Annotated in this window: 32 protein-coding genes; 8 read left to right on the top strand and 24 right to left on the bottom strand. The window is 45.4% G+C overall.

From position 1 onward, the window contains the following. Nucleotides 1–17: 17 nt before the first annotated feature. The 23 genes from S2091_RS10815 to S2091_RS10710 all read right to left on the bottom strand — a co-directional run bounded on the left by S2091_RS10815 (nucleotide 18) and on the right by S2091_RS10710 (nucleotide 16,618). Nucleotides 18–1,253 (bottom strand): hypothetical protein, encoded by a 1,236-nt coding sequence (locus S2091_RS10815; protein WP_105531831.1) that lies wholly within the window; start codon nucleotides 1,251–1,253, stop codon nucleotides 18–20. 246 nt (nucleotides 1,254–1,499) lie between these two features. Further along, entirely contained in the window at nucleotides 1,500–1,814 is a 315-nt protein-coding gene (locus tag S2091_RS10810; protein WP_105531830.1) for a hypothetical protein, read from the bottom strand. A gap of 79 nt (nucleotides 1,815–1,893) precedes the next feature. Next, on the bottom strand, nucleotides 1,894–2,826 hold the full coding sequence (locus S2091_RS10805; protein ID WP_105531829.1) for a hypothetical protein: 933 nt from the start codon (nucleotides 2,824–2,826) through the stop codon (nucleotides 1,894–1,896). Between the two features lie 246 nt (nucleotides 2,827–3,072). Next, entirely contained in the window at nucleotides 3,073–3,351 is a 279-nt protein-coding gene (locus S2091_RS10800) for a DUF1799 domain-containing protein (RefSeq protein ID WP_105531828.1), read from the bottom strand. A 26-nt stretch (nucleotides 3,352–3,377) separates the two neighbouring features. Beyond that, nucleotides 3,378–3,689 (bottom strand): phage tail assembly chaperone, encoded by a 312-nt coding sequence (locus S2091_RS10795; protein WP_105531827.1) that lies wholly within the window; start codon nucleotides 3,687–3,689, stop codon nucleotides 3,378–3,380. A 2-nt stretch (nucleotides 3,690–3,691) separates the two neighbouring features. Continuing rightward, complete coding sequence (locus tag S2091_RS10790; RefSeq protein WP_105531826.1) at nucleotides 3,692–4,195, bottom strand: phage tail protein; 504 nt, start codon at nucleotides 4,193–4,195, stop codon at nucleotides 3,692–3,694. A gap of 216 nt (nucleotides 4,196–4,411) precedes the next feature. Continuing rightward, entirely contained in the window at nucleotides 4,412–4,771 is a 360-nt protein-coding gene (locus tag S2091_RS10785; RefSeq protein WP_105531825.1) for a DUF3168 domain-containing protein, read from the bottom strand. Beyond that, nucleotides 4,768–5,163: an HK97-gp10 family putative phage morphogenesis protein gene (locus S2091_RS10780; protein WP_105531824.1), complete on the bottom strand. Its 396-nt coding sequence runs from the start codon at nucleotides 5,161–5,163 to the stop codon at nucleotides 4,768–4,770. The genes S2091_RS10785 and S2091_RS10780 overlap by 4 nt, the downstream gene beginning before the upstream one ends. Next, nucleotides 5,156–5,476 carry a phage head closure protein gene (locus S2091_RS10775; RefSeq protein WP_105531823.1) on the bottom strand — a complete coding sequence of 107 codons (321 nt, stop codon included), beginning with the start codon at nucleotides 5,474–5,476 and terminating at the stop codon, nucleotides 5,156–5,158. The genes S2091_RS10780 and S2091_RS10775 overlap by 8 nt, the downstream gene beginning before the upstream one ends. Beyond that, the gene (locus S2091_RS10770) at nucleotides 5,476–5,817 is read right to left on the bottom strand and encodes a head-tail connector protein (RefSeq protein ID WP_105531822.1); all 342 of its coding nucleotides are present in this window, start codon (nucleotides 5,815–5,817) and stop codon (nucleotides 5,476–5,478) included. The genes S2091_RS10775 and S2091_RS10770 overlap by 1 nt, the downstream gene beginning before the upstream one ends. 3 nt (nucleotides 5,818–5,820) lie before the next feature. Then, on the bottom strand, nucleotides 5,821–5,988 hold the full coding sequence (locus S2091_RS24030) for a hypothetical protein (protein WP_165794971.1): 168 nt from the start codon (nucleotides 5,986–5,988) through the stop codon (nucleotides 5,821–5,823). Between the two features lie 56 nt (nucleotides 5,989–6,044). Then, on the bottom strand, nucleotides 6,045–7,265 hold the full coding sequence (locus tag S2091_RS10765; RefSeq protein WP_105531821.1) for a phage major capsid protein: 1,221 nt from the start codon (nucleotides 7,263–7,265) through the stop codon (nucleotides 6,045–6,047). Then, the gene (locus S2091_RS10760; RefSeq protein WP_105531820.1) at nucleotides 7,262–8,101 is read right to left on the bottom strand and encodes a head maturation protease, ClpP-related; all 840 of its coding nucleotides are present in this window, start codon (nucleotides 8,099–8,101) and stop codon (nucleotides 7,262–7,264) included. Before S2091_RS10760 ends, S2091_RS10765 begins: the two co-directional genes overlap by 4 nt. After that, complete coding sequence (locus S2091_RS10755; RefSeq protein ID WP_105531819.1) at nucleotides 8,073–9,329, bottom strand: phage portal protein; 1,257 nt, start codon at nucleotides 9,327–9,329, stop codon at nucleotides 8,073–8,075. The genes S2091_RS10760 and S2091_RS10755 overlap by 29 nt, the downstream gene beginning before the upstream one ends. A gap of 3 nt (nucleotides 9,330–9,332) precedes the next feature. Continuing rightward, nucleotides 9,333–11,060, bottom strand: coding sequence for a terminase large subunit (locus S2091_RS10750; RefSeq protein ID WP_243405394.1), 1,728 nt, complete (start codon nucleotides 11,058–11,060; stop codon nucleotides 9,333–9,335). Beyond that, on the bottom strand, nucleotides 11,029–11,505 hold the full coding sequence (locus tag S2091_RS10745) for a phage terminase small subunit P27 family (protein ID WP_165794970.1): 477 nt from the start codon (nucleotides 11,503–11,505) through the stop codon (nucleotides 11,029–11,031). Before S2091_RS10745 ends, S2091_RS10750 begins: the two co-directional genes overlap by 32 nt. A 106-nt stretch (nucleotides 11,506–11,611) precedes the next feature. Beyond that, nucleotides 11,612–11,923, bottom strand: a complete 312-nt coding sequence (locus S2091_RS10740; protein WP_105531818.1) for an HNH endonuclease signature motif containing protein — start codon at nucleotides 11,921–11,923, stop codon at nucleotides 11,612–11,614. A 131-nt stretch (nucleotides 11,924–12,054) separates the two neighbouring features. Beyond that, entirely contained in the window at nucleotides 12,055–12,453 is a 399-nt protein-coding gene (locus tag S2091_RS10735) for a hypothetical protein (RefSeq protein WP_105531817.1), read from the bottom strand. 357 nt (nucleotides 12,454–12,810) lie between these two features. Continuing rightward, the gene (locus S2091_RS10730; RefSeq protein WP_105531816.1) at nucleotides 12,811–15,303 is read right to left on the bottom strand and encodes a DUF5906 domain-containing protein; all 2,493 of its coding nucleotides are present in this window, start codon (nucleotides 15,301–15,303) and stop codon (nucleotides 12,811–12,813) included. Then, the gene (locus tag S2091_RS10725) at nucleotides 15,300–15,725 is read right to left on the bottom strand and encodes a hypothetical protein (RefSeq protein ID WP_105531815.1); all 426 of its coding nucleotides are present in this window, start codon (nucleotides 15,723–15,725) and stop codon (nucleotides 15,300–15,302) included. Before S2091_RS10725 ends, S2091_RS10730 begins: the two co-directional genes overlap by 4 nt. A 2-nt stretch (nucleotides 15,726–15,727) precedes the next feature. Continuing rightward, on the bottom strand, nucleotides 15,728–15,997 hold the full coding sequence (locus tag S2091_RS10720) for an ASCH domain-containing protein (RefSeq protein ID WP_105531814.1): 270 nt from the start codon (nucleotides 15,995–15,997) through the stop codon (nucleotides 15,728–15,730). Nucleotides 15,998–16,017: 20 nt separating this feature from the next. Next, nucleotides 16,018–16,320, bottom strand: a complete 303-nt coding sequence (locus tag S2091_RS10715) for a CII family transcriptional regulator (protein ID WP_105531813.1) — start codon at nucleotides 16,318–16,320, stop codon at nucleotides 16,018–16,020. Between the two features lie 79 nt (nucleotides 16,321–16,399). After that, nucleotides 16,400–16,618 (bottom strand): helix-turn-helix domain-containing protein, encoded by a 219-nt coding sequence (locus S2091_RS10710; RefSeq protein ID WP_105531812.1) that lies wholly within the window; start codon nucleotides 16,616–16,618, stop codon nucleotides 16,400–16,402. A gap of 68 nt (nucleotides 16,619–16,686) precedes the next feature. On the opposite strand from S2091_RS10710, the gene S2091_RS10705 reads away from it, so the two are divergent. From S2091_RS10705 to S2091_RS10670, 8 genes are all read left to right on the top strand, one after another. After that, nucleotides 16,687–17,055 (top strand): helix-turn-helix domain-containing protein, encoded by a 369-nt coding sequence (locus S2091_RS10705; RefSeq protein ID WP_105531811.1) that lies wholly within the window; start codon nucleotides 16,687–16,689, stop codon nucleotides 17,053–17,055. Between the two features lie 197 nt (nucleotides 17,056–17,252). Beyond that, entirely contained in the window at nucleotides 17,253–17,477 is a 225-nt protein-coding gene (locus tag S2091_RS10700; RefSeq protein ID WP_105531810.1) for a hypothetical protein, read from the top strand. Between the two features lie 54 nt (nucleotides 17,478–17,531). Beyond that, nucleotides 17,532–17,927 carry an ATP-binding protein gene (locus S2091_RS10695; protein WP_105531809.1) on the top strand — a complete coding sequence of 132 codons (396 nt, stop codon included), beginning with the start codon at nucleotides 17,532–17,534 and terminating at the stop codon, nucleotides 17,925–17,927. Between the two features lie 205 nt (nucleotides 17,928–18,132). Then, nucleotides 18,133–18,396 (top strand): hypothetical protein, encoded by a 264-nt coding sequence (locus S2091_RS10690; protein ID WP_105531808.1) that lies wholly within the window; start codon nucleotides 18,133–18,135, stop codon nucleotides 18,394–18,396. 1 nt (nucleotide 18,397) lies between these two features. Further along, nucleotides 18,398–18,652 carry a hypothetical protein gene (locus tag S2091_RS10685; protein WP_105531807.1) on the top strand — a complete coding sequence of 85 codons (255 nt, stop codon included), beginning with the start codon at nucleotides 18,398–18,400 and terminating at the stop codon, nucleotides 18,650–18,652. A 1-nt stretch (nucleotide 18,653) separates the two neighbouring features. Beyond that, nucleotides 18,654–18,845 (top strand): hypothetical protein, encoded by a 192-nt coding sequence (locus S2091_RS10680; RefSeq protein WP_105531806.1) that lies wholly within the window; start codon nucleotides 18,654–18,656, stop codon nucleotides 18,843–18,845. 16 nt (nucleotides 18,846–18,861) lie between these two features. Beyond that, nucleotides 18,862–19,089, top strand: a complete 228-nt coding sequence (locus S2091_RS10675) for a hypothetical protein (protein ID WP_105531805.1) — start codon at nucleotides 18,862–18,864, stop codon at nucleotides 19,087–19,089. After that, nucleotides 19,086–19,316 (top strand): helix-turn-helix transcriptional regulator, encoded by a 231-nt coding sequence (locus S2091_RS10670; protein WP_105531804.1) that lies wholly within the window; start codon nucleotides 19,086–19,088, stop codon nucleotides 19,314–19,316. Before S2091_RS10675 ends, S2091_RS10670 begins: the two co-directional genes overlap by 4 nt. Here S2091_RS10670 and S2091_RS10665 read toward each other — a convergent pair. Further along, nucleotides 19,276–20,499, bottom strand: coding sequence for a tyrosine-type recombinase/integrase (locus S2091_RS10665; protein WP_105531803.1), 1,224 nt, complete (start codon nucleotides 20,497–20,499; stop codon nucleotides 19,276–19,278). The two genes, S2091_RS10670 and S2091_RS10665, sit on opposite strands and share 41 nt — an antisense overlap. Nucleotides 20,500–20,700: the final 201 nt, after the last annotated feature.

Below are 20,700 nucleotides of genomic sequence, written 5' to 3'. Positions count from 1 at the left end.
TTGTTTGTTAATTTCAACTAACGGATAGGTACTTTGAGAACGAACTTTAGATCTGGCTTTAAATCGCTCGAAGTTTCTAGAACTAAACCGATTTCGTCATTTCCCAATGCCGATATAGGATTTATCGTAACTTCACAACCTTTCAGTCCATCCCATGTCGTTTGAACAGTTCCAGGCACGACTACATCTTGTGACTTAAAACTCTTAATCGTCCATATTTTTTTGCAAATCTGGCTTGGCAGGTCAAATAATGCTTGGTATGAAGAATCAATTCGCCGAACTGGGTTAGCTATCGTAGTGGAATTTACCAGTTGAACTGTAGTGTCGTTAATGGCTTTTAGATCAGAGCCAATAGTCGGAATTTCTTGAGAATTAATTATGTACGTATCAAATTTAGAAAACGAAATACTTTTCGAAAAAGTGGCATTGCCGGCGACGTTAGCTGAAGCTGAAAAGACCCCAACACTTGCTCCAAGATTACTCGATAGGCTTGCCTCGCCTTGCAAAGATGATGCCCCCGCACTTGACGTCCAAATCGCCGGTATCATCCTTCCAGATGATACCTTTGTAGTATCAGGTGCATCAACGTATAGTCCATTTATTTCCCGCGACAAAGAATAGAGAACGCTAATTCTCTGTCGTCGGCTCAAGTTCCCACCGATATCGGGAGAAATTGCGAGCGCAATTGGAGAAAAAACTGATGCTTTAACTGCAAGCATAGATTTTTTAATTTCTAAAGCACTTTTCGCTGCCATAGCTGCGTCGCTGCCAGAAATTCCTCCGGCACTACTGATGGAGGAATTAAGGAATCCAGAACAATCCATTGCGTAGGCAAAATTATCGGCCTGCATATCCATATTACCAAGTGGATCGTAGTTGATATACGTTTCAGCACCAGTCAATGTAACTTGAATAGAAACTGACTGAGCATTTACGAACCACGCCGTATTCAAAACGGCCAAGACACCCTTCCCAGAATATTTGTCGACTTCTGATGTCATATTCCCCGACATTAAATTCTTTAGCTCCCCAGGAATGTAAGCTTTATCTTGCTTATCTAACTTCTTGATTAATGCCTTTGGCAACGAACATCCACTATTTTTGAAAAAACTGTTTAGTTCGTCGCTTAGATTAATTTCGTTTTTTTCTTTCTGTATATCAGCCGTAAAACTTTTTACAGTGACCGCAGCAGACGAAATATCGCAGAAAATCAAAAAAATTAGCAGTGCAGCTATTAGGCGATTCATATCCATCCCTGTCTACTTTATTAAGGTTTCTATAGCTTCTCGTTTGCATATAAAAAAGGCTATCCATAACTTCCAAAGGAAGTTAGATTTATCTTCACCGTTGCGCTTCCACAACGTATTAGGTGAAATATCCTATCAAAACCGTGAATGAATTCGCCCGGTCATCGGTCATAGGGACTCTATCAAGGGCTGATTATGGCTCCCCCCAAAGTTAAATGTAAGCCAAACTTTAGGGTTTAGTTCAATGATCTATTACATGAAAAATTTAAAATATGCACTCATCGCAAGAAAACTAAATCCTAAAAACAACAAAGCATGTTCGACCATAGTCATGCTGCGCTTACCAGTTTTCGCATCTTTATAGATTTCAGGAATTGACATTTTCAATCTTACAAATCTATCTTTATAATAAAATATATCACCGTACAACCCCGATAAAAAAATCAACAAAAAACCCATATTGAATAAGAAAAGTACTTTATCGTGAGTCGTTGTTAATGCACCCCAAACAAAATAGCAAAAAAAAAGTGCTTCAGCAAATAAGGTTAAGAGTTGAAATTTTTTCATAGTTGTTTCACACATGTTTGCTTCAAAACATTATCAAATTAGATTTGATATTTTTTACAGGATCGGTAGTGATGGGTATTTAATCAAGTTTACACCCGTACGTGCATATACTCCCGCCTACGCTATTCATTTCAGCCATATCCTGTGTAACGTTATAATCGCCGGGCGACGTTAGCGGTAAAATCGATCCCATTAACGAATCCATTTGTGTTTGCGCTTGAGCGCCAGCTGCAGTTGTTGGAGTAGTTTGACCAAAATTAGTCACCGTATTAACTACTGTCGCTACCGCCGATCCAATTGCACTGCCTAACGCGGGGTCATAAGTATTAATCAAACTATTGACCTGTGTACCTACCGCATAACCAACTCCATAAGCGACAATCAATCTAGAACCTGCAAATGCCGCGCTCTCATATAATGCTGATTCAACACTTAACGAACCAATAGTAGCAGTGCGAAACTCTAAATATATATCATAGAGACTCATATCCGCTGTTGGTGCTGGTCCAACCATCGGTGTAGCAATACCTCCCACTAGAGTAGCAGTAGGCGCTGATACACGAGGGATAGAATGTGCGTTTGCAATGGCAAGATTTGCGTAGAAATTAATAGGTAAGACACTTCCTTTTGGCGTCACATTAAATTCATCTCGAACGTCTTTTGATGCGTATTTTGCTACCGCTGAATATGTTAATTCATTACCAAAAGCACGACCAACTTTTACAAGATGTTGTGCATTAAGTTTCGAAGCGAGGATTTGTAATAATGCCGACGTATCACCCTGTTTTGCATCACCGTAAAAAGCGGCTAAATCTGCCATTTCCTGACTGCTCAGGTTCTCGATAATTTGATCAGCTTTTCCATTTATGAAATTCTGCTCAATAATATTTGAAAAACGAGCTTGAATTTCAGCAGGTGTATTTCCTTGAATCGACGGACGAGGAGTATTTGCAAAGGATAATGTTGCGGTACAGGCTAGAGCCGTGGCGAAAATAACTTTTAAAACTTTCATAAAGTCTCCTAAGTCAAGTTTGCTTATCACTAACAAAATGTTAGCTCAGGAACTTTAGCAGGCTAAAAAATGAAATGATATGCCCTATTTAGGGCATTTTGAAAACAATATGGGTTATTTTTGAAGGAGTGTAAATAGTTTTATGTATTCACGCATTTACATACTGTTGCACTTCTGATACTTCATATTTTACAATAACACTACTCACTTACATACGTCATAACTAATTACAAAATAGAAAGTCTATTAAGACGAAATAGACCGCATAAACTTAAGCGCTTCAACTTCCATCATCTGCAGCCCACTAAAAACCTCTTTTTTATCGTCAACTTCAAATAAATCCATCACTAACAAAACAGCAGCATAGTCCAAGCCGGTGACCCCATTCATCCCCACTTTCCACTGCGTAGACAGCGCAATAAAACAATTTACTGTTTGCACATTATCCGGCCAGACCTCTACATCAGGATGCGCTTCTGCAAGGGTTAATCCCAATGCGGATAGAGCAGATTCACTCGGCGGCACGGTATAGAGGAACCGTGCCGCCGCTGCTAGTTTTTTGCTTTACCGTCCACAAGCAACGCTACGTAACGCTGAAACGTTACCTGGGCTGCGCTGATGTAATTTTCTAAAAGAAGTTTTACGTTATCTTCATTGAATTTATCTTTTAAATCCCAGCCGCTTACCATATCCATAAATGAAACATGATCATCCACGCCAGTGCGAGTTTTAATAAATTCATCCAACTGGGTTTTGGTCCGGTGAATAAAAGTGACTTCAATCGTCACTAAACCATCACCTGCACTAGGAATTTCTACGGTTCCTTTAAATTCTGGTTTGGGTTGCAAGGTCAGCTTGGCCATAATTAATACCTCACTGGTTTGGATAATAATGCCAGCTTAACTTCCACTGTCATGATTTCGTTTGCGTCCATTTTGGGAGTGCTATTAACCGAGACATACGCGTTGTAAAGAATCACGACCTTGTTTGGCAATACCGCCCTTACGGCGCGTGGCAAAGTGTCTGCATCTGCTTGATCTGCCACTTTGCGTCCTGCATCGTCTGGATCGTCTGGAATCGTTATCGTTAAACCTGTTGCATTTTTAAACGTAGGAAGACGCCGTTGTTGCGATGTTTTATCGTTGAGAAGTTGGTAGTCTACATACTGCTGCTCACCACCTTCGCCACTAGCATTAAGTACTTCTGCGAATGGTTTCCAGTCAATTATTTTGCGAAATGAACCAGCGCCACCCGTGTCGGGAAAATCTTCCAGACTAGATGTATTGACACCGACTAACCCAAACGAGGCGGCGGTTGGAGTAATTACTTTAAAAACTTTGTCATTAATACTCTGCCAGGCGCTTTTGATTTCAACAAAATCCCCCCCCGCCTACGTATTTGCAGCAGAAAAAATGGCAATAGCAGCATTGCTAATCTTAGTTATCGGTACCGCTGCCGCATAGCTGCCAGCAATGGCAAATTCTGTTCCGTTAGGTACTGTTACACTCATTTGATAATCCTCTCAGTTGTAAAAAAAGCACCCGTAGGTGCTTGATGGTCAATGCCCGTAGGCGTATTACGTTGCTTAGGTTACATTCACCCAAAAGCTAAAATCTTGGCGCGTGCCTCTCAGCTTAGTTTCTTGATCAATTACAGCTATTGCTTCGCCGAGTACTGTTGTTTGGAGTTCTTGGGCTTGGCGTAATGCCTTGTCTGCCCGCTTGGATAGCTTTGCAGCTTCATCACGTGTTTTTGCCCAGACGTTAATTTGAAAACGGCTGTTGCGCTTGGTTGGTATTGCGCCATTTAGAAAATTAACTGATGCACCGCCTACTTGTTGGTAGGTGATATAGGGCGGCTTGGTTTGCTCAGGTGCTATATCAGGGTAGACGCGCTGATCAACTAGTGGATTAAGTGCGTTAGTAATGTGAGATTCAACGCTCATGATGCCCTCTTGTTAAGTGCTTCTCGCATACGATCCTGCCCCGCTTTGATGGCGTCACTGATGCGATCAAAAGCTGGACGAATGAATGGGTACGCTGGCGCACGTACGGTACCGAACTCAATCAAATGGCCGTGTGGTGCTCTGGTTTTATTCCAGCTAATTTCGTAAGTCACTTTTTGTTCTGTTGATTTATCTTTGGAGTGAACACGATAAATGGCGTCATAGAGCGTGCCAGATTTAGTGTGCTTGAGAGCATTGATTTTGGCTTCGTCATAGATAACTTTTGCCATGGCTGCTGCACCAGAAAACAATACTTTTTCACGTACTTTTGACTCAAACTTAGTGAGCACACCGAATAAATCGCCGCTCATTTCTATGTCGAAATTAGCCATTATTTACCTCTTTAGAACACATTAAATTCAGCCAGACATTGTCTTGCCCTAGTACCGCTTCGATGTTGTAGATGCTGTCTTTATGCAGCACACGCATGGCTGGCGTTATACCTGCACGGTATCGAATTATTATTTTTGTCTGCACAGTGTTTTGTACTGCAGCTGCCGCTATAAATTCACGTCCGTTAATGTCTGTAATGCCAGCCCATACGGTGGCTACCTCACTCCAGCCATCAATCGGTTGTCCTAGCGCGTCTTGCTTGGTTGACGCGGCCTGAATTGTGATGCGTCTGTTTAATTGGCCAGAATTCATTACAGCCCCGCAAAAATACGATAGCGATCCAGGCGCTTACGTGTGCCATAAGGTAACGATGTGATGCTGACGCCAGTGACGGTTTCACCACGATTTTTATACGCTTCATCTATCATTATTAATATTGCGTGCTGAATTGGCGCAACAATCACCAACGGGCAAGCCCCAGCTTTATTGTCCTGAACCGCTTGCGCCATAGCTACCTCGTTAATAAATAATTTTCGGTTTAGATATTCCTCGGCCTCTTGCCCAGCAGAATTGATGAGAAATTCCAAGAATTCGTCTGTATCAGAACTATCTATACTCGAATTCTGCTTTACAAGTTTCAGAGTGACGAACATTAGTTAGTTACCTTTCACATTCGTTTTTGGCTTGGCTTCGACTTTATCTTCAATTGCGCCCAATGATTTAGCAGCCTCAATTAATTCAGGTGGACACTCATCACCGGCCTGATATTCAACCGGGTAAATCTGGCCGTCCGGAACACCTAAAAATGGTTTTGTTAGCTTCATACTCACCTCATAAAAAAAGCACCCGAAGGTGCTTTGTTGATTAACACCTGCCGACGTTATGCTGAGATTTTCAGCGCTTTTAAGTAGTCAGGATTGAGCAAGCCGCCACCGACGCGCTTAGTGGTGTAGAACGAGACGAACGGTTTTTTAGTGAAGGGGTCACGCAGAACTCGCACACCCATGCGATCAATAATCATGTAGCCACGTTTAAAGTCACCAAACATAATTGGGATTGAGTTGGCGGCAATAGCGGGCATTCCCGCCACTTCTGTAATGCCATAGCCGTTGATGGTTGCTGGCTTACCGGCTGTAAATGAGGGCTGCCATAAATAATTACCCTGACCATCTTTTAACTTTCTGGCAGCGGTGATAGTGGATTTATTGGCAATCATGCTTGCGCCTGCTGTTAGGGCGGTCGGCAGTGATTCCGTCAGGTCGATTAAACTGTCTGCGGTGATGGTTGCCGCCGCATTGCTTTTGATCGTTTTAATATCGCCGTAGGGATGCTTATTGGCATTTACGCCGCCTGTGATGTAGGTGAGTAGTCCGCGTGGTTTTTTATCGCCACTGCCTGTCAAAAATGCGATGCCTTCCTGGTACGCAAATTCTGTTTCTACTTCACCGGCCAGCCACACCTCCAAATTAATCTCGCTGTCATCTAGCATTTGCTGCGTTGCTGCTGGATTTGCATAGAGTTCACCAGTTTCATATGCCAAGCTGGATAAGGTGGGCGTGCCTGTTTCTGGACGCTCTTCAGCCTCACCTACCCAACCTGAGGTGGCGCCACGATGGGCAAATAATTTACTAAATCCCGCATTACCAATGGTTTGGACAAAGCACAATTGGCGAAGCGGGGATACTTCGATTAAGCGATCTGTAATGGAGCGATCCCACTCTACGGGCGCTAAATAGCCTCCGTCACTTGCTGTGCCTTTGTTTAAGGCGGCTTGTACATCGCCTTTTTTGAAGTGGGCTGAGAAGGCGGCTGAATACTCTTTATCTTTCAGTCCTGCGCTTGCTCCACCGTTTAATTCGGCTGCGGCCATGCGGCTATTAGCGTCGTCAACTGCGCGTTGGAGATTAGCAATGTCGGCATTGATATTTTCTACTTTGAGAGCTTGCAGTGCGTCTGCACTTCCCTTTTTAATATCGTTGAGTTGGCGATCATTTTCCGCTTTAAAGTCGGCAAATGCTTTGTTTAAACTACCAATTAATGCGCTTACGTCAGTTTCTGCGCGAACAGACTGGATACCGCGTGCGATGGCTGTTTGTTTCATGTTGATTCTTTCATGGTTTGAAGGAGGGATTGCAACGATGCTGCTATGTCAGCGCTCGGCTTGACGGTGTTTTCAGCAGCGCCGGGCTTGCTGGAAAAGAGGGATTTAAGGGTGTCGCGCCGGACCGAGCGAGAATGCCCAGCACGTGCCATGGCTGCTTCAACCAAAGCTAGGTGTTTGGTGTTGCCTTGTGCTTTGGCGTTGTGGGTGATTTCGTCACGTTGCATCAGGCCAGTGGCAAAGCCTTGCTCTACTGCTTTGGATGCGTTGAGCCATGTTTCGGCATCCATAAGCTTGGCGGCTTCTTTGGCGCTGAGTCCTGAACGTGCAGCATAGACATCGGCCATGGCTTCATCGAACGGGGTTAGTGTTTCTGCGGCAGCTTTCAGGTCATGGCGATTACCTACGGCCACCGCCCATGCGTTATGGATCATTAAGAATGCGCCGTCACCCATTTGAATTTCATCACCGGCCATGGCGATAATGGAGGCGGCGGAAGCGGCTAGGCCGACGACCTTGATAGTGACTTTGGCTTTGTGTTCTCGCAGTAGGTTGTAGATGGCGACGCCTTCAAAAAAATCACCACCTGGTGAATTGATGTTGACGACAATTTCGCTGTTACCGACGTTGCGCAAAATACCGGACATGCGTGCTGCTGTCATACCGGAGCCATCCCACGATTCACCAATTTGTTCATAGATTGATATGCTGGTGGAGTTGTCGGTTGACGCACAGATTGTTGGTTCCCAACGTTCTAATGCGTCGGTACGCATATCGAATTGTGCGTTGCCGATTCGTGCTTCGGCGTTAATTTTTGGCAGGGTTAGTAGTGACATTTTTGTCCTTAATTAATGGGGTCCCTAGTTCGTCAGCGTGTTTGCTTTTATCTTTAGACATATCAAGTAATTCACGAACTTGATTGGCTGTCATGAAGGGCTGTTGTCCTCCGGAGCCAAGTGCTTTGGTGAAAAAATCGGCCTGGTCTTTTAACGTTCCACGTAATAAGGCGCGTTCGTTAAATTTAATAAAATACTTGCCGCATTCTTCCGGTGTTAGTAATGAACGTTCTGTAGCTTGCTCCCACACGGTGAACCAATGTTGTAGGCTGTATTGCACGAAGAAGATGCCTAGCTGCTCGATGCCGCTGCCCCATGATGTGTCGTCCATCATGAGGAGTGGTCTTGGCACGCCCATGGCCCGGGCTATTTCTTCGATCTGGTGATTGCGGTTTTCGATGTGCTGGGCATCGGCGGCTGTATTGGCAAATTGCTCTGCCTTTAAGCCTTCTTCCAAAATCATCCAGCGGCCTGCGTTGTCGGCACCGGCCTTGGCTTCGACCGACGCTTGTAATTTTGTGTAGGCTTCGTCGCTTAATTTGTCGGGTGATGAGAGTGCGCCGCCTGCCATGACGCCGTTTTTGAATAATCTAGCAGCAGCTTTTTCTGCCTGCAGTGCGATGCCGATGGCTTCTCTGGCCAGCTTGACACGCGATAAGCCAACGATACCGTCGTCTGATAAATCCCTTAAATGAAATATTTCTGACGCTGGGAGAATTAATGTTTCGCCGTTCTTGCGTTGATAGTGGTATTGCATGTTCCATTGGTCGTCAAGCTTGGGCGTTACCAATGCAGGATCAATGGGAATTAATTGGATGATTTGATCGCGTGACCGGATTATTCTTGCGTAAGCGTTGCCGTGTAAAAGTAGGCGCAACTGCATCAAGCTTTTAAATTCATAGGCGGTTTGCCACTGGTTAGGTCTTGATTTTAGTAGTCTGTATAACGGGTGCGTTGTGGCGTATTTTTTTTCGTCACCACGCTCAATCAGGTTCAATGGGAGCATGCCTATTGATTCTGAAATGAGCGTGACGCATCGGAGTAGTGCCATGTTTTGCAATGCTTTGCTGGCTGTGACGTAGGCACCGGATGCAGTGCCACCGCCATTACGCATGAAAGCGAGCAGATCGGGATCGTCGAGCCCATCAAATAACTGACCTACCGAGGCTTGGGGACGTGATTGCGCCTCCGGCGTGGTCTTTGCCCGGAACAGGTTTAATAGTTTCATTGTTTAAAGCATCCTTATGCCGCGTGTTTCATACACTGAGGGCGGTTTAACGGCTAGGCCGCGCATCGCACAGCCGATTGCCATTACGGCTGCGACCATGCCGTCAATGCGGCCTGTTGCACGCTCTTTCGCTAATTTGCGGTTACCTGCCGGGTCAGTCATTAATACGGCGTTGGCGGCATTCCATGTCATGACCGGATTGCCGTTGTGCATGAGCCGCTGATCTAGCAGCATGCTTTCAAATTCATCAATGGCGGGTGCCATGTCTTTAAAACCTTGGCCGAACGGTGTTAATGGTGGCAGTGCGACACCTTCACGGTCGACCATTTGCTGAAAATCTTCTAGGCGCCAGCGATCACAGGCTATTTCGCGCAGGTTGAACATGGCGGTTAATAGAGAGATTCTATTTAGAACTGCCAGCTTATCAATCGCTTTACCTGGTAGAGCCTCAAGGTGACCAGCATCACGCCATGCCAAATAGGGAACGCGATCTTTGTCGGCTTTGTCATGCAGCCCATCGCCCGGTAGCCAGAAATAAGGGATGATGCGCGTAACAGGATCATCTTCAGTGGGATCTAGCGCAACAACGAGCGCAGTTAAATCTGTGGTACTGGATAAATCTAACCCAGCTACACCACTGCGCCCGTAAAATTGTTCTAGGGGTATGAGCGGATTTTGTTCACAGATAAACCACGACTCGCTCGATATCCACGGTGAAATTGCTTCCGTCCACTCGCAAAAATTCAACCGGCGCACTAATGACTCTTTGGATGGCATGCCACGCGCTTGGGTTACTTGCTCGCGTAAATATTTAAGTCCGGGTATTCCGTCCTTTAAACTTGGATTGGCCTTGTACCAGCACTTTTCATCTTTAAACGGGTTGTCGCCTTCATCGATAGAGCAGATGTAAGCAAAAAAACTGTCGTCCTTTAACTGACCGGCACTAACTTTGGCACCGTAGTCGTGGTAATCCCAGCAGACTGTGCGCTTATCTGTACCTGAGTTAGTAATCATGAAAATAAGGGCTTGGCGGCGGCTCTTGGTACCAGCTCGCATCATTTCTACTGCGTGGGCGTTGCGGTGCTCGTGGATTTCATCCAGTAGTGCAATGTGTGGACGTGGCCCGGATTGCCCTTCGTCTGAGCTGATCGGCCTGAAGAATGATGCGCTGGCTTGATGGGCTAGATTCCATTCTTTGCCTTTTGAGCCACTGCGCTCTATTCGGCGGTTTAAGTGCGGCGACTGATCAACCATGGCCACGGCATCACGAAACAAAATTTGTGCCTGGTCTTTTTTGGTGGCAGCGGCGTAGACTTCTGCCCTTGATTCACCATCGGATGTCATGCCGTATAAACCTACCCCTGCCGCCAACGGTGACTTGCCACTTCCCTTTGCCGTTTCAACATAGGCAACACGGAAACGGCGGTAACCATCATCACCAATCCAGCCAAACAAGCTACCAACGATAAAGGCTTGCCAGTCCAACAGGATGAACGGCAAGCCTTCGTATTCACCTCCATTGAGGCAGAGGACATTTTCAAAGTAGCCAATTGCCCTTGCAGCTAGAGCCTTGTCCCATTTCAGCCCTCTGGCTGCGCCCGTTTTAATATCATCAATGTGGCGCTTGCACGCGGCGCGAATATGCTGGCCTGCGAGTATTTTTCCTGATACTACTTTCTTTGCATAGTCGGTTGCGCGGTCAGAAATACGCGGCGGCTTTATCTTCTCCACCAAACAAATCTCCCTGCGGCTGAATAGCTATACGTGTTCTTGCGGCTGGTGACATGCCGAACTGTTGGAATACTGCCATGGCTTGTTTGAAACTCATGCTCTGCACGATCATCCATGGGTTGAGGCTTTCGCCTTTTTCAAAACCGCCTCCCTTGACCAAATCTTCACCACTTTTTTCTGTTGATAATCGGAAGTTAGCGATGGCAACGCAGCCCTGAGATAGCAGCTCGATATCAACGTTGGTTAATAATTTCGCGGCAGATAAATGAGGCGCAAGTTCATTCCAAATAATTTTGGCGCGATTCGGTAGCCACTCTGGCGCAGTTAAATCTTGAAGATAAGTTGGGTCGGGTTCCTGCTTATTCATCCCACGCTTGCCAGCATTTCCACCAACAATTTTTAAAGCTGTCGGTTTTGGCGGCCTACCTGCCATAGTGATCTCCAAATGATTACCCCCCACCCTATCCATTTCGCGGGTATGCAAAGAAAGGTAGACTAGCGGTGTGGGAAAGTGAAGGTTGTGGACTTTTCATGCCCCCCTTCTGATTGAATTACTTGCGATTCCAGTGATGATTACAATCAAGCGGCTGTCCAGATAAATCACAACCTCTTAATGTTCCAGACTTTTCTAATTCTTGCTTTGCTCCGTCGTGGCAAGTTTTGCATAACGATTGCAAGTTAAGTGGATCGAAAAACAGAATTTCATTACCGCGATGCGGCTTAATGTGGTCGACAATGGTTGCAGCTACAACCCTGTTTAATTTCAAATGAAGTTCGCATAGAGGCTGACGTTGCAATTGATTCCAGCGCAACCGGAACCAATTTTTTCTACCGTATAAATTCTTATATGGGACTGCAGTCATGTGTCTTTAAATATTGCTCCGTAAACGCAAAAAGCCGCATCTCAATAAAGAGTGCGGCTAATATATTTGGCCTATCATATCGTTGATAGTGACAAATCTCTGGGCGACAAAAACTACCCAGTGAGCGAACTCTAACAGAACTCCGTGCGCGTTGCAAGGTTGTTGCGTAACTTTTTTTCAAGCTCCGCCCTTGCTGCCTCAAGCTCATTTAAATAATTCAACTGCGGATAGTTCCAAACTCTGCATACATTCATTGATCGCTGAATAGCCCATCGATGGCACCCAGTTAAGCTCATGATCATTGCTTCAGTTGCATCTGCAATTTCATTATCTCTGCGTGACTGGCTTGAGTCTGATTGATAAGTATCGTTACTACCATAACCATCATAATCAGATTTCAAACTGAAACGTTTTTGAATACCCAGATCCTTATCATCGACTTGCTTTGACTTAGCCCAAAGCCGCAAGCATAAATCCAACGGAGACTCTTCGATATAATTTACCGGAATAACTCTTGCAACCCTATTCATAAACTCCTCCGATCAAATAGGTGAATTCAAAGATCAACATCTCGCTACTGGCTATAAAAAGTTCTGTCATGATCAATTGGCTTTCAATTCTTTCTTTTATTCCAACTATCAACACTCTCAACACTACTGTCCATCTCTCTAAGCCTTATATTTATTAGGTTTATTGATAGTGTGGATAGTATGGATAGTTAAAAGTAAGTCAGAGAGTGATTTAGTGAGTGTTACCGTTTAAAAATTACATCCTCGCGCACACGCACACGTGGGGCTAAAAAAACTATCCACACTGTCCATACTGTCAACAAAGCCTTATTTCATGCGGGTTACGCGTGTGGATAGTTGTGTTGAGAGTGTTGAGGGTTAGGTCTGTTCGGACTGATCGTATACATGGCGGTACTTCTTCAAATACGTCTCAAACAGGTCAGAAGCATCGCCAACCCACTCGTTGAGTTTCTTGCCCTCTGGTGGCGTACCAACCAAATAAACAATTCTTTGCTTCACCACATTTCTCAGATCATATTTCACCGCTTTCCGCTTAACAGCACCGGCGGCCATTCGCTCAACCTTGCCGCCAAATTCGGTTTGTGTTGGCGGGAATCGCTCGTTATTTAAATTACTCCAGCGTAAAAAAGCGGCAAACAGTTGCATCGCAGAGCAACTAATAAATGGCAGTGGTAATACGCCTGCCTCCCACTCTCGATAAAATCGCTCTGGTGACGTCAAACCTAATGAAATTAAATTGCGTTTAGCAACAGTATCAATCGGCTTTGTGTGCGCGTTAAAATCGCTGCAATCGACTTGTAAAAGGTAATGATAAAACGCTTCTAACCCACCACTTCCAACCTGGTCGGCAATCGCCTTGTAATATTCCGCTTCGTGCTTTGGCGGGGTCCAGACAACCAAATACCTGCGGTCAGTTTTGTCCAAGGCAAGTGGCTGCAACTCATTGGACAGAAATACAAAATTGATGTGATTTGCTTCGCGGCGTTCCGGTAAATTTTTTGGATTGATATTGATTTCATCACCAGAAATCAAACTCTTTAATTTACCCTTCATCTGCCTTAACTCATTACGAGTAACCACCTCATCCGCCACAAAAAACAGCTTCTTGGATGCCCATTCATTAAACTGCGCTTCGAGCTGAGCATTACCGATAACACCACCATATTCACCATACAAATTACGCACCACCGTTTCCCAAAACAGATTTTTTCCTGAACCCTCATCGCCATGCATAATGATGGAAGTCGACATTTTTGCGCCGGGATGTTGCAACGGATAAGCAATCCACTTAATCACCCAATCGATTAACTCTTGCTGGTCGCCACATAAATGCGCAAGCAAATCTAAAATCAAACCGCACTCACCAGCCTGCGGTTCCAAATTAAAACCATTAAACATATTGACATGTGTTTCCAAATCCACCGTTTCAGTTGGATCAAACACTAAACAACGCGAATTGATCATTTTTCGATCACGGTTATTCAGCCAAAATTTGACCTGATCTGCCCCAAATGCATAGCGCAAATTGGGAATCAGAATCTGAATTCGCTCAACATCGTCCCACGCTGTATTCGTCCCATACAGCAGTGTGAAATGCTCCAGCAGATGATTAACACCATCCCAAAACGATTCACCACGCTCAACCAACTTCCGCTTGGCCTTCCCTTCCCCCGGCTGAACTGCATCAGGCGCAGGGATATCAGGCTTATTAGAAACCACTAAACTCAACTTACGTGTAGTGTGATTTTTTTGGTGTTCATCTTTGGGGGATTCATCCCCCAACCGTTGTTCCTCTCCGGTGGGGGAGGGAGGGGAGCCGGTCTCGCCCAATGCCGTCAGGTCGCTCGCCGTCACCAGCACGGCAGCCGACAACATCGCCCGAACATCACGGCCGTCCTCTATCGCATTGACGATATCCCAACCCTCCTCCACACCATCGGGAATTAGGACGATTTTGACCGTACACCCAATGGCAAACAGAATTGCAATCAGCTTTAACGTAGCTTTTGCCCCAGCTGCATCAGCATCCGACCACACAATCACGTTGCGTCCGGCCAGCGGTGTCCAATCATGTTTAGCAACCGCATTACTACCGCCACCCCAGCTAACCACATCCAATTGTGGAAAAGCCTTAAAGCCTGCATCTGCGCATTTCTCCCCTTCAGGAATAAGGACGAGGGCATCGTCACGCAATGGCGCAGTCAGGTATAGCGGACGAGGATCAGGAAAACCCATCCAGCGCCACTCACTGGCTCCGGTATTAGGATGCCGCGCATAAACACACGGATAAAATTCCTTACCGGGCTTACCATCCTTACCGACTTTAGATGTTTTAAAACGGTGCACCATGCCGAGTAAGTAACCCTGCTGATTCCTGTATGCCCACGATATTTCAGAACGGCCACGGACTAAATGCGCCACGGGTGCAACCGGCGCATCATCAGGTACAGGCAAAATAGGAACCCAAGCTGTACGCTTGTTTTTAATCAGCTCTGGTATTGCCGACACGCTCGTTTTTATAGGTGTAATAGCGGATTTAATGCGCGCGCTGGCAATATCAATCCCCAACTGACCGGCCACTTCTTTCATGGCCACGAGTTGAGAAATGCTGTTTATATAGGAGTAAAGCGAAATCAAATCGCCGCCAGTATCGCCCGATGCAAAATCTGACCAACGTCCAATCCGTTCACCAGCTATACACACTTTCATCGAACGCCCAGCTTCGCCTTCACGCGAACCTATGCACCACTCACGCCCTTCAAGTACGCCATTTGGAAGCCATCGCGTTAGCAATGCTTCGATTGAATATAAGGCAGCTTGCTTAACATGCTGAAAATCGTCACGACTCAATCTACCACCTCACCATTTGGTAACTTTCTAACGTCACCAAATAGCGATGGGATCAAAGAATAGTCATTAGATCCCGCTCGATATGGTTGCTTATTTTGCTTTAATTGCAGCGGTCTAAATGGTCGAATCGTGCGCGAGGGAGTTATTAATGTAGGGTTGGATACATCAAAATCCATGCTATCCGGCTCTACTAATTGTCTACGTCCACGCTCTGTAATCGTCCACATTTCAGCCTTCACAGTGGCCATGCGTTCACTGATAATGCGTCCGCATCGATTGATAATTCTGGTGCCATGAGTAGTACTGCTTTTGCCCTTTAATAAATCAAAAAATGCGCTCACATGCAAACACCCTTTCGGCTCACTAACCAACATCATCAGCACTTGATGCGCCACACTGTCGGCGCGTAGATTCAACTTCATTTTCAATTCACCCTTATCGCGAATACTTCAATTGCTTCCAAACCAAAATGTGGATGCGTGATATTTATTCGCTCATATCCCATCCAAGGCCGCTGGATAATTCGGCTAACATCCCCTGTTTTCGGGTAGCCTCGCTTGATAAATATTCGATCAAATGATTTACCACCCAGCCGCTTTTCCCATTTGTGACATGATCTGAATTCATGCGTTTTAGTACCCGCTTTAATTTGGTCAAAATATTCACCTTTTAAATGTAAATGCAAATCAGCCATAGAGATTTTCCTAAATTCCGTCACTCAAACGACAGCTGTTCTACACAACTAATCTCATTTAAATTGGATCTGGCCAAAATCAAAATCGCGTCCATTTTGTCCGCTGGATAGCACTTCATTTCAACCGGCACCACCTTCAAACCAAGCACCGCCGCTATTTTGGCAAAGCGCTCCAGGTCGCCGTCTTTCATTTTTGAAATGGTGGACTCGTGAACGCCAATTCCATTAGCGACCGTTGACTGCCCCACTGATGCAAGGCGACTCAAGATAATGGCGTGGTTCTTGCGTGATCTTTCTACGTCTTCTGCTGATAATGGATTCATGGTTTTTAAGTGACGGCTTTCAATTTAAAGTGTTGCAAATGGCTATCATTTGGTTCAATATAATTCTTTGAGGCATTTTTTAAGCTCTTGAATTCTTAGATGCCGGTGTGGACACTACCTTGCTGCCGAGCACCTCAGGCGGTAGATGCTTTCTAGCAATTGCGGCTTGAACTCGATCCTGAAGACGCAATGGCAAAACATCTGGCCATTGCGAATAGGCTTGATATGTGATGCCGATCGCATCAGCTGCAGCGGTCGGTGTCCCTCCCAGCAATGTTGTAGCGTCAATTTTTTTCATGTGTAATTAAAGCATTCTTTAATTACAAAAGCAACCATGCTTTATGGAAATGAAAGTAATCTTTAATAATGAAAACTTATGGTGATCGACTTACTGAGTCGTTGCGGATAGCGCAAAAAGAGAGGCAAGAGCTAGCGGATGGAATAGGCGTGAGCGTACAAGCTATTGGTCAAGTCCTTGCAGGAAAGACTAAAGCTCTGACCGCTGAAAACTCAGCATACGCTGCAAAATTCCTGAATGTTGATGCATTTTGGCTCGCCACTGGTCATGGAAGTAGTACCACGAAAGTGAACGAGGCAACGTGGCCATTTAAAATAAGACTAGAAGCATTTCTTGCCTTACCTTTAGATGAAAGGCAGAGAATTGAAGATTATTTAGAATTTAGCGTCAATAAATGGCACGCGACCCAAGACGTAAAAAGTCTTAAAGCGTCATAAAAATCGTCCTACAGCAATAATTCTTCAGTTTCCTTTGAGTAGCAACTGGGAACTTATGAAAAGAAAATAAAGAAATCCGCCATGTGCGGATATTTTTTTGCTCATTTTTAAAGCATGCTTGCATTTGTAATTAAAGAATGCTTTAATGTCTATAAACATCCAGCCCGATTCCGTTGGTAATTTTAAAAGGCAAGTAAATGAAAAAACTCTACCCTTCCGAATTCATCCAGATTCGTCGCAGTTTACTGGAAAGAACAATTGCCGAGATTCGCGCCAATTACCCAAACAACGAACTATCAGACAATCAAAAAAATTCAAATGCTCGTGATTTCGTAGCGTGTGCCGTTGGATTGTTAGCCAATAGCGAGCCAGAAATAAGTAGCACGCTTGCGGCTGTAATTGGCATGAAACCACTCGATTAAATTTATTCATCGACTGAACACTTCTAATTTTTATCAACCAAGCGAGGAATCAAGATGGAATCAACTATACAAAACAGCCCTGTCCTAATTTATGGCGAACAAGGCTGTGGAAAAACCCGCCACGCAACTGCACTGGCAAAGGCGTTTAATAAATCAACTATCGTAGATGAGTTCATTGAGGGCGAAGGCATCGAACTCACTGAGCACGACATTGCTTTTACCAACGTTCGCCCAGTAAATCTGCCCTATATACCTTTTGCATTTGCGATGCTAAGTATTAGCCAACCGCAATCTTCAGAGCAGACAACACCGCCAACCGCTCTGAATACGCCGCCATCTTTGCCTTTGAATCAGTCGGAACACAGCCATCTGCATACAAGTAAATGCACTCAAGATCAGGCGAGTTTGAATGTGACATTTTCGCAGCCCGAATTGCCGTCAGCCCTTTAATCGTGCAAGCACTTGGGTGACCAACATAGTCAACCCAAGTGGCAACAGCAATACCAATCGGCTTATAAAGACGGTTCAAAACAATGTAACGGCCATCTGGTAGCAACTGAACACAGTACGGCAAATAAACACGACGAATATCTAAATCAATCATTGGAACTCCCATGAAAATATTTATTTTACAACAGTTAATGCGAGAGCCGACATGACGACCACTGACAAAGCCGTCGTCATCTACTGCGATCCAGGTTGCGACCGCAGTGGCTACGCCCTATCGCTGGCCAGGCACTATAAAAAAACCGCCATCATCGGCGGAGCATCGTGTCTAGAGTTTTCCGAGTTTCCATCCAATGCGCTGGTACTGACATCTGACGACACCATCCCCAGTGCCATCCCCTTCATCACAGCCGTCAATGACATGATGAAATGCGCTACTGGCCACATCAAAATCAAAGAACGGGAGAGCTAACATGAACCGCACATACTACTCAACACGCCGCAAATTCATTTGCTTCATATCAGACTGGCTCGGCACATTTTTACTCGCCCTAGTCGGCCTATTTGTCTGCTCCTACGTCGACAACCAGTACCAAGACGAAATCCTCTCTGCCTCTGTTGCTGAAGAAGCCCGGCAGCAAGTCGCCAAGGAAGCTAGCGAAGATCAACAAGCCAGATTACAACTCACGGCACAGGCTGAATATATGACGGGATTTGGAGCGGATTGATATGGCTAAACGAGCCCAACCAGACCGCGCCGCGCTGGAGATAGCGCACCGCCAGCTGTGCACCGATACACCGTTAGATGACATGCTGGCCAGTGCGGCATTGCGTCCCATTGTAGAAAACGTAGCACGTCGGCACATGGTACGCCGTGCCAAATTTGACGTAAAAAAACTGCAGGCGAATGACTTTGATTAATCATTAGGAGACAGGAATGGATAAGACACAAGCAACCGCCATGAAACGCTATACAAAATCCGCAATACAAGCCGAAAAACATCTCCGGGCGGCAGCTAACGCGCTGGCAGAAATGCACCACGCTTCCAAACCAGCCGGGATACCGATCAGAGGACTTGACGATACCAGGCTAACACTTCAAGAAAATTGCCGCGAATACGCAAATTTCTTAAATTCCGTTTTTACAAAGAAGGACAACTCATGAATACAACAACGCTTATCAATCGTAAAAAATTACTTGCTATGATTCCGTTATCAGATAGGGCGATCTTTGATATGGAAAAACGCGGTGAATTTCCACGCCGTATTGCACTCACCAGTCGCAATGTCGCCTGGGATTTGGGTGAAATTCAAGCGTGGATTGTGGAACGGAAATCATCTGGGGATCAAGCTAGGCGACCAGGCTTAACGCAGATGGTTGCTTCCGCTTGATTGTCCACTCATCGATCATATTAGCCCAATCCTGTAACATGGCCGTACGCTGTTCCCGATATTCGGCCTTGTTATAGACCGCCCTTACTCCCCTTTGTTCATGAGCAAGGCATTTTTCAATCCAATCGGTGTTATAGCCAGCTTCATGCAACAAGGTGCTGCCAGTCCTGCGTAAATCATGTGGGCCGAATTTTGGCAGCGCCTTGCCCTCCTTCTGCGCGAGTTTGTACGTCAACGACAAAACCTGATTGAGCGTGGCGCTACTCATAGGTAAATCGGAGTCATAACGCGATGGCAAAATATACTCAGATCCACCGGCAAAGGTTTTAAGAGCAATAAAAATATCCAACGCCTGTTGCGACAAATAGACATGATGCGGATTGCGACGCTTCATACGCTCTTTCGGTACGGTCCAGACTGCATCCGTAAAATTGATCTCGCTCCACGTTGCGTTAGTCAACTCACTTTTTCTCACCAGCGTCAACAAAAGCAATTTAGCCGCCGCACGAATCGACGGCGTTGTTCCGATGCGTTCCATGTACTGGTACATCAACCCTATTTCTTCCGGAGTTAAAGCACGATCACGTGGCTCAAACTTTGCAATGGTTGTTGGCCGCACCATATCAGCCGGATTTTCAACCTTCTGGCCGCGCTCAATCGCCCACCGGAATACTTGCATAACTACTTCACGGACATGTACCGCCGTTGCCGGCGCTCCGCGTTCCACAATGGAATCCGTCAGCGCACGCAAATCTTCATGCGTGAATTCGGCCAGTTTCTGATTGGCGAATTTAGGTTTTAATTCGCGCTCATAAATTGACTTACGCATATCGCGCGTAGAGTCGGCCATCTGGTAACCACGGAGCCATTTATCAGCCCAGGCACCGAATGTCTCTAGGTCTTTTATCCGCGCCTTGCCACGTGCTTTTTCTTTGGCTGGAGACTTCCCAGTTGAGATCAGTTTTTTAGCGTCATTAAGCTGCTCTCGCGCTTCCGATAGAGTTATCCCACCAGCCCCATACCGTCCAAACGTCAGTGTTTCCTGTCGTCCATTGATGGAGTAGTTATAGCGAAATGAAATTGACCCTGCCGGAGTAACGGCAACATAGAGCCCATCACGGTCATTTACTTTATACAGTTTGCCTTGCGGCTTTAAATTGCGAAGCTTGGTATCGGTTAACATGACATCCGTTCATATCGGTTATAAATACCATGATTTTTTCAGCCTATTTTTTATCAATTTAAATCATTAAAATCAATGTGTTAGATTATTTCAATACCATGCACAGTCAAAATGTAGCTTCATGGTATTGGTAGCGGCTCATGGTATAGGTTCAAATCATACCATTAACAATGCCACAATAAAAACCGTGCTTACGCAAAC

It is taken from the genome of Solimicrobium silvestre (assembly GCF_002976435.1).
In the GTDB taxonomy this organism is placed as follows: domain Bacteria; phylum Pseudomonadota; class Gammaproteobacteria; order Burkholderiales; family Burkholderiaceae_D; genus Solimicrobium; species Solimicrobium silvestre.
This window is presented reverse-complemented; position numbering and strand designations above follow the sequence as displayed.

Coding starts and splice junctions, on each gene's coding strand:
- S2091_RS10815 (WP_105531831.1), bottom strand. CDS start 1,253: ATGGATATGAATCGCCTAATAGCTGCACTGCTAATTTTTTTGATTTTC.
- S2091_RS10810 (WP_105531830.1), bottom strand. CDS start 1,814: ATGAAAAAATTTCAACTCTTAACCTTATTTGCTGAAGCACTTTTTTTT.
- S2091_RS10805 (WP_105531829.1), bottom strand. CDS start 2,826: ATGAAAGTTTTAAAAGTTATTTTCGCCACGGCTCTAGCCTGTACCGCA.
- S2091_RS10795 (WP_105531827.1), bottom strand. CDS start 3,689: ATGGCCAAGCTGACCTTGCAACCCAAACCAGAATTTAAAGGAACCGTA.
- S2091_RS10785 (WP_105531825.1), bottom strand. CDS start 4,771: ATGAGCGTTGAATCTCACATTACTAACGCACTTAATCCACTAGTTGAT.
- S2091_RS10780 (WP_105531824.1), bottom strand. CDS start 5,163: ATGGCTAATTTCGACATAGAAATGAGCGGCGATTTATTCGGTGTGCTC.
- S2091_RS10775 (WP_105531823.1), bottom strand. CDS start 5,476: ATGAATTCTGGCCAATTAAACAGACGCATCACAATTCAGGCCGCGTCA.
- S2091_RS10770 (WP_105531822.1), bottom strand. CDS start 5,817: ATGTTCGTCACTCTGAAACTTGTAAAGCAGAATTCGAGTATAGATAGT.
- S2091_RS24030 (WP_165794971.1), bottom strand. CDS start 5,988: ATGAAGCTAACAAAACCATTTTTAGGTGTTCCGGACGGCCAGATTTAC.
- S2091_RS10765 (WP_105531821.1), bottom strand. CDS start 7,265: ATGAAACAAACAGCCATCGCACGCGGTATCCAGTCTGTTCGCGCAGAA.
- S2091_RS10760 (WP_105531820.1), bottom strand. CDS start 8,101: ATGTCACTACTAACCCTGCCAAAAATTAACGCCGAAGCACGAATCGGC.
- S2091_RS10755 (WP_105531819.1), bottom strand. CDS start 9,329: ATGAAACTATTAAACCTGTTCCGGGCAAAGACCACGCCGGAGGCGCAA.
- S2091_RS10740 (WP_105531818.1), bottom strand. CDS start 11,923: ATGACTGCAGTCCCATATAAGAATTTATACGGTAGAAAAAATTGGTTC.
- S2091_RS10735 (WP_105531817.1), bottom strand. CDS start 12,453: ATGAATAGGGTTGCAAGAGTTATTCCGGTAAATTATATCGAAGAGTCT.
- S2091_RS10725 (WP_105531815.1), bottom strand. CDS start 15,725: ATGAAGTTGAATCTACGCGCCGACAGTGTGGCGCATCAAGTGCTGATG.
- S2091_RS10720 (WP_105531814.1), bottom strand. CDS start 15,997: ATGGCTGATTTGCATTTACATTTAAAAGGTGAATATTTTGACCAAATT.
- S2091_RS10715 (WP_105531813.1), bottom strand. CDS start 16,320: ATGAATCCATTATCAGCAGAAGACGTAGAAAGATCACGCAAGAACCAC.
- S2091_RS10710 (WP_105531812.1), bottom strand. CDS start 16,618: ATGAAAAAAATTGACGCTACAACATTGCTGGGAGGGACACCGACCGCT.
- S2091_RS10705 (WP_105531811.1), top strand. CDS start 16,687: ATGAAAACTTATGGTGATCGACTTACTGAGTCGTTGCGGATAGCGCAA.
- S2091_RS10700 (WP_105531810.1), top strand. CDS start 17,253: ATGAAAAAACTCTACCCTTCCGAATTCATCCAGATTCGTCGCAGTTTA.
- S2091_RS10695 (WP_105531809.1), top strand. CDS start 17,532: ATGGAATCAACTATACAAAACAGCCCTGTCCTAATTTATGGCGAACAA.
- S2091_RS10690 (WP_105531808.1), top strand. CDS start 18,133: ATGACGACCACTGACAAAGCCGTCGTCATCTACTGCGATCCAGGTTGC.
- S2091_RS10685 (WP_105531807.1), top strand. CDS start 18,398: ATGAACCGCACATACTACTCAACACGCCGCAAATTCATTTGCTTCATA.
- S2091_RS10680 (WP_105531806.1), top strand. CDS start 18,654: ATGGCTAAACGAGCCCAACCAGACCGCGCCGCGCTGGAGATAGCGCAC.
- S2091_RS10675 (WP_105531805.1), top strand. CDS start 18,862: ATGGATAAGACACAAGCAACCGCCATGAAACGCTATACAAAATCCGCA.
- S2091_RS10670 (WP_105531804.1), top strand. CDS start 19,086: ATGAATACAACAACGCTTATCAATCGTAAAAAATTACTTGCTATGATT.
- S2091_RS10665 (WP_105531803.1), bottom strand. CDS start 20,499: ATGTTAACCGATACCAAGCTTCGCAATTTAAAGCCGCAAGGCAAACTG.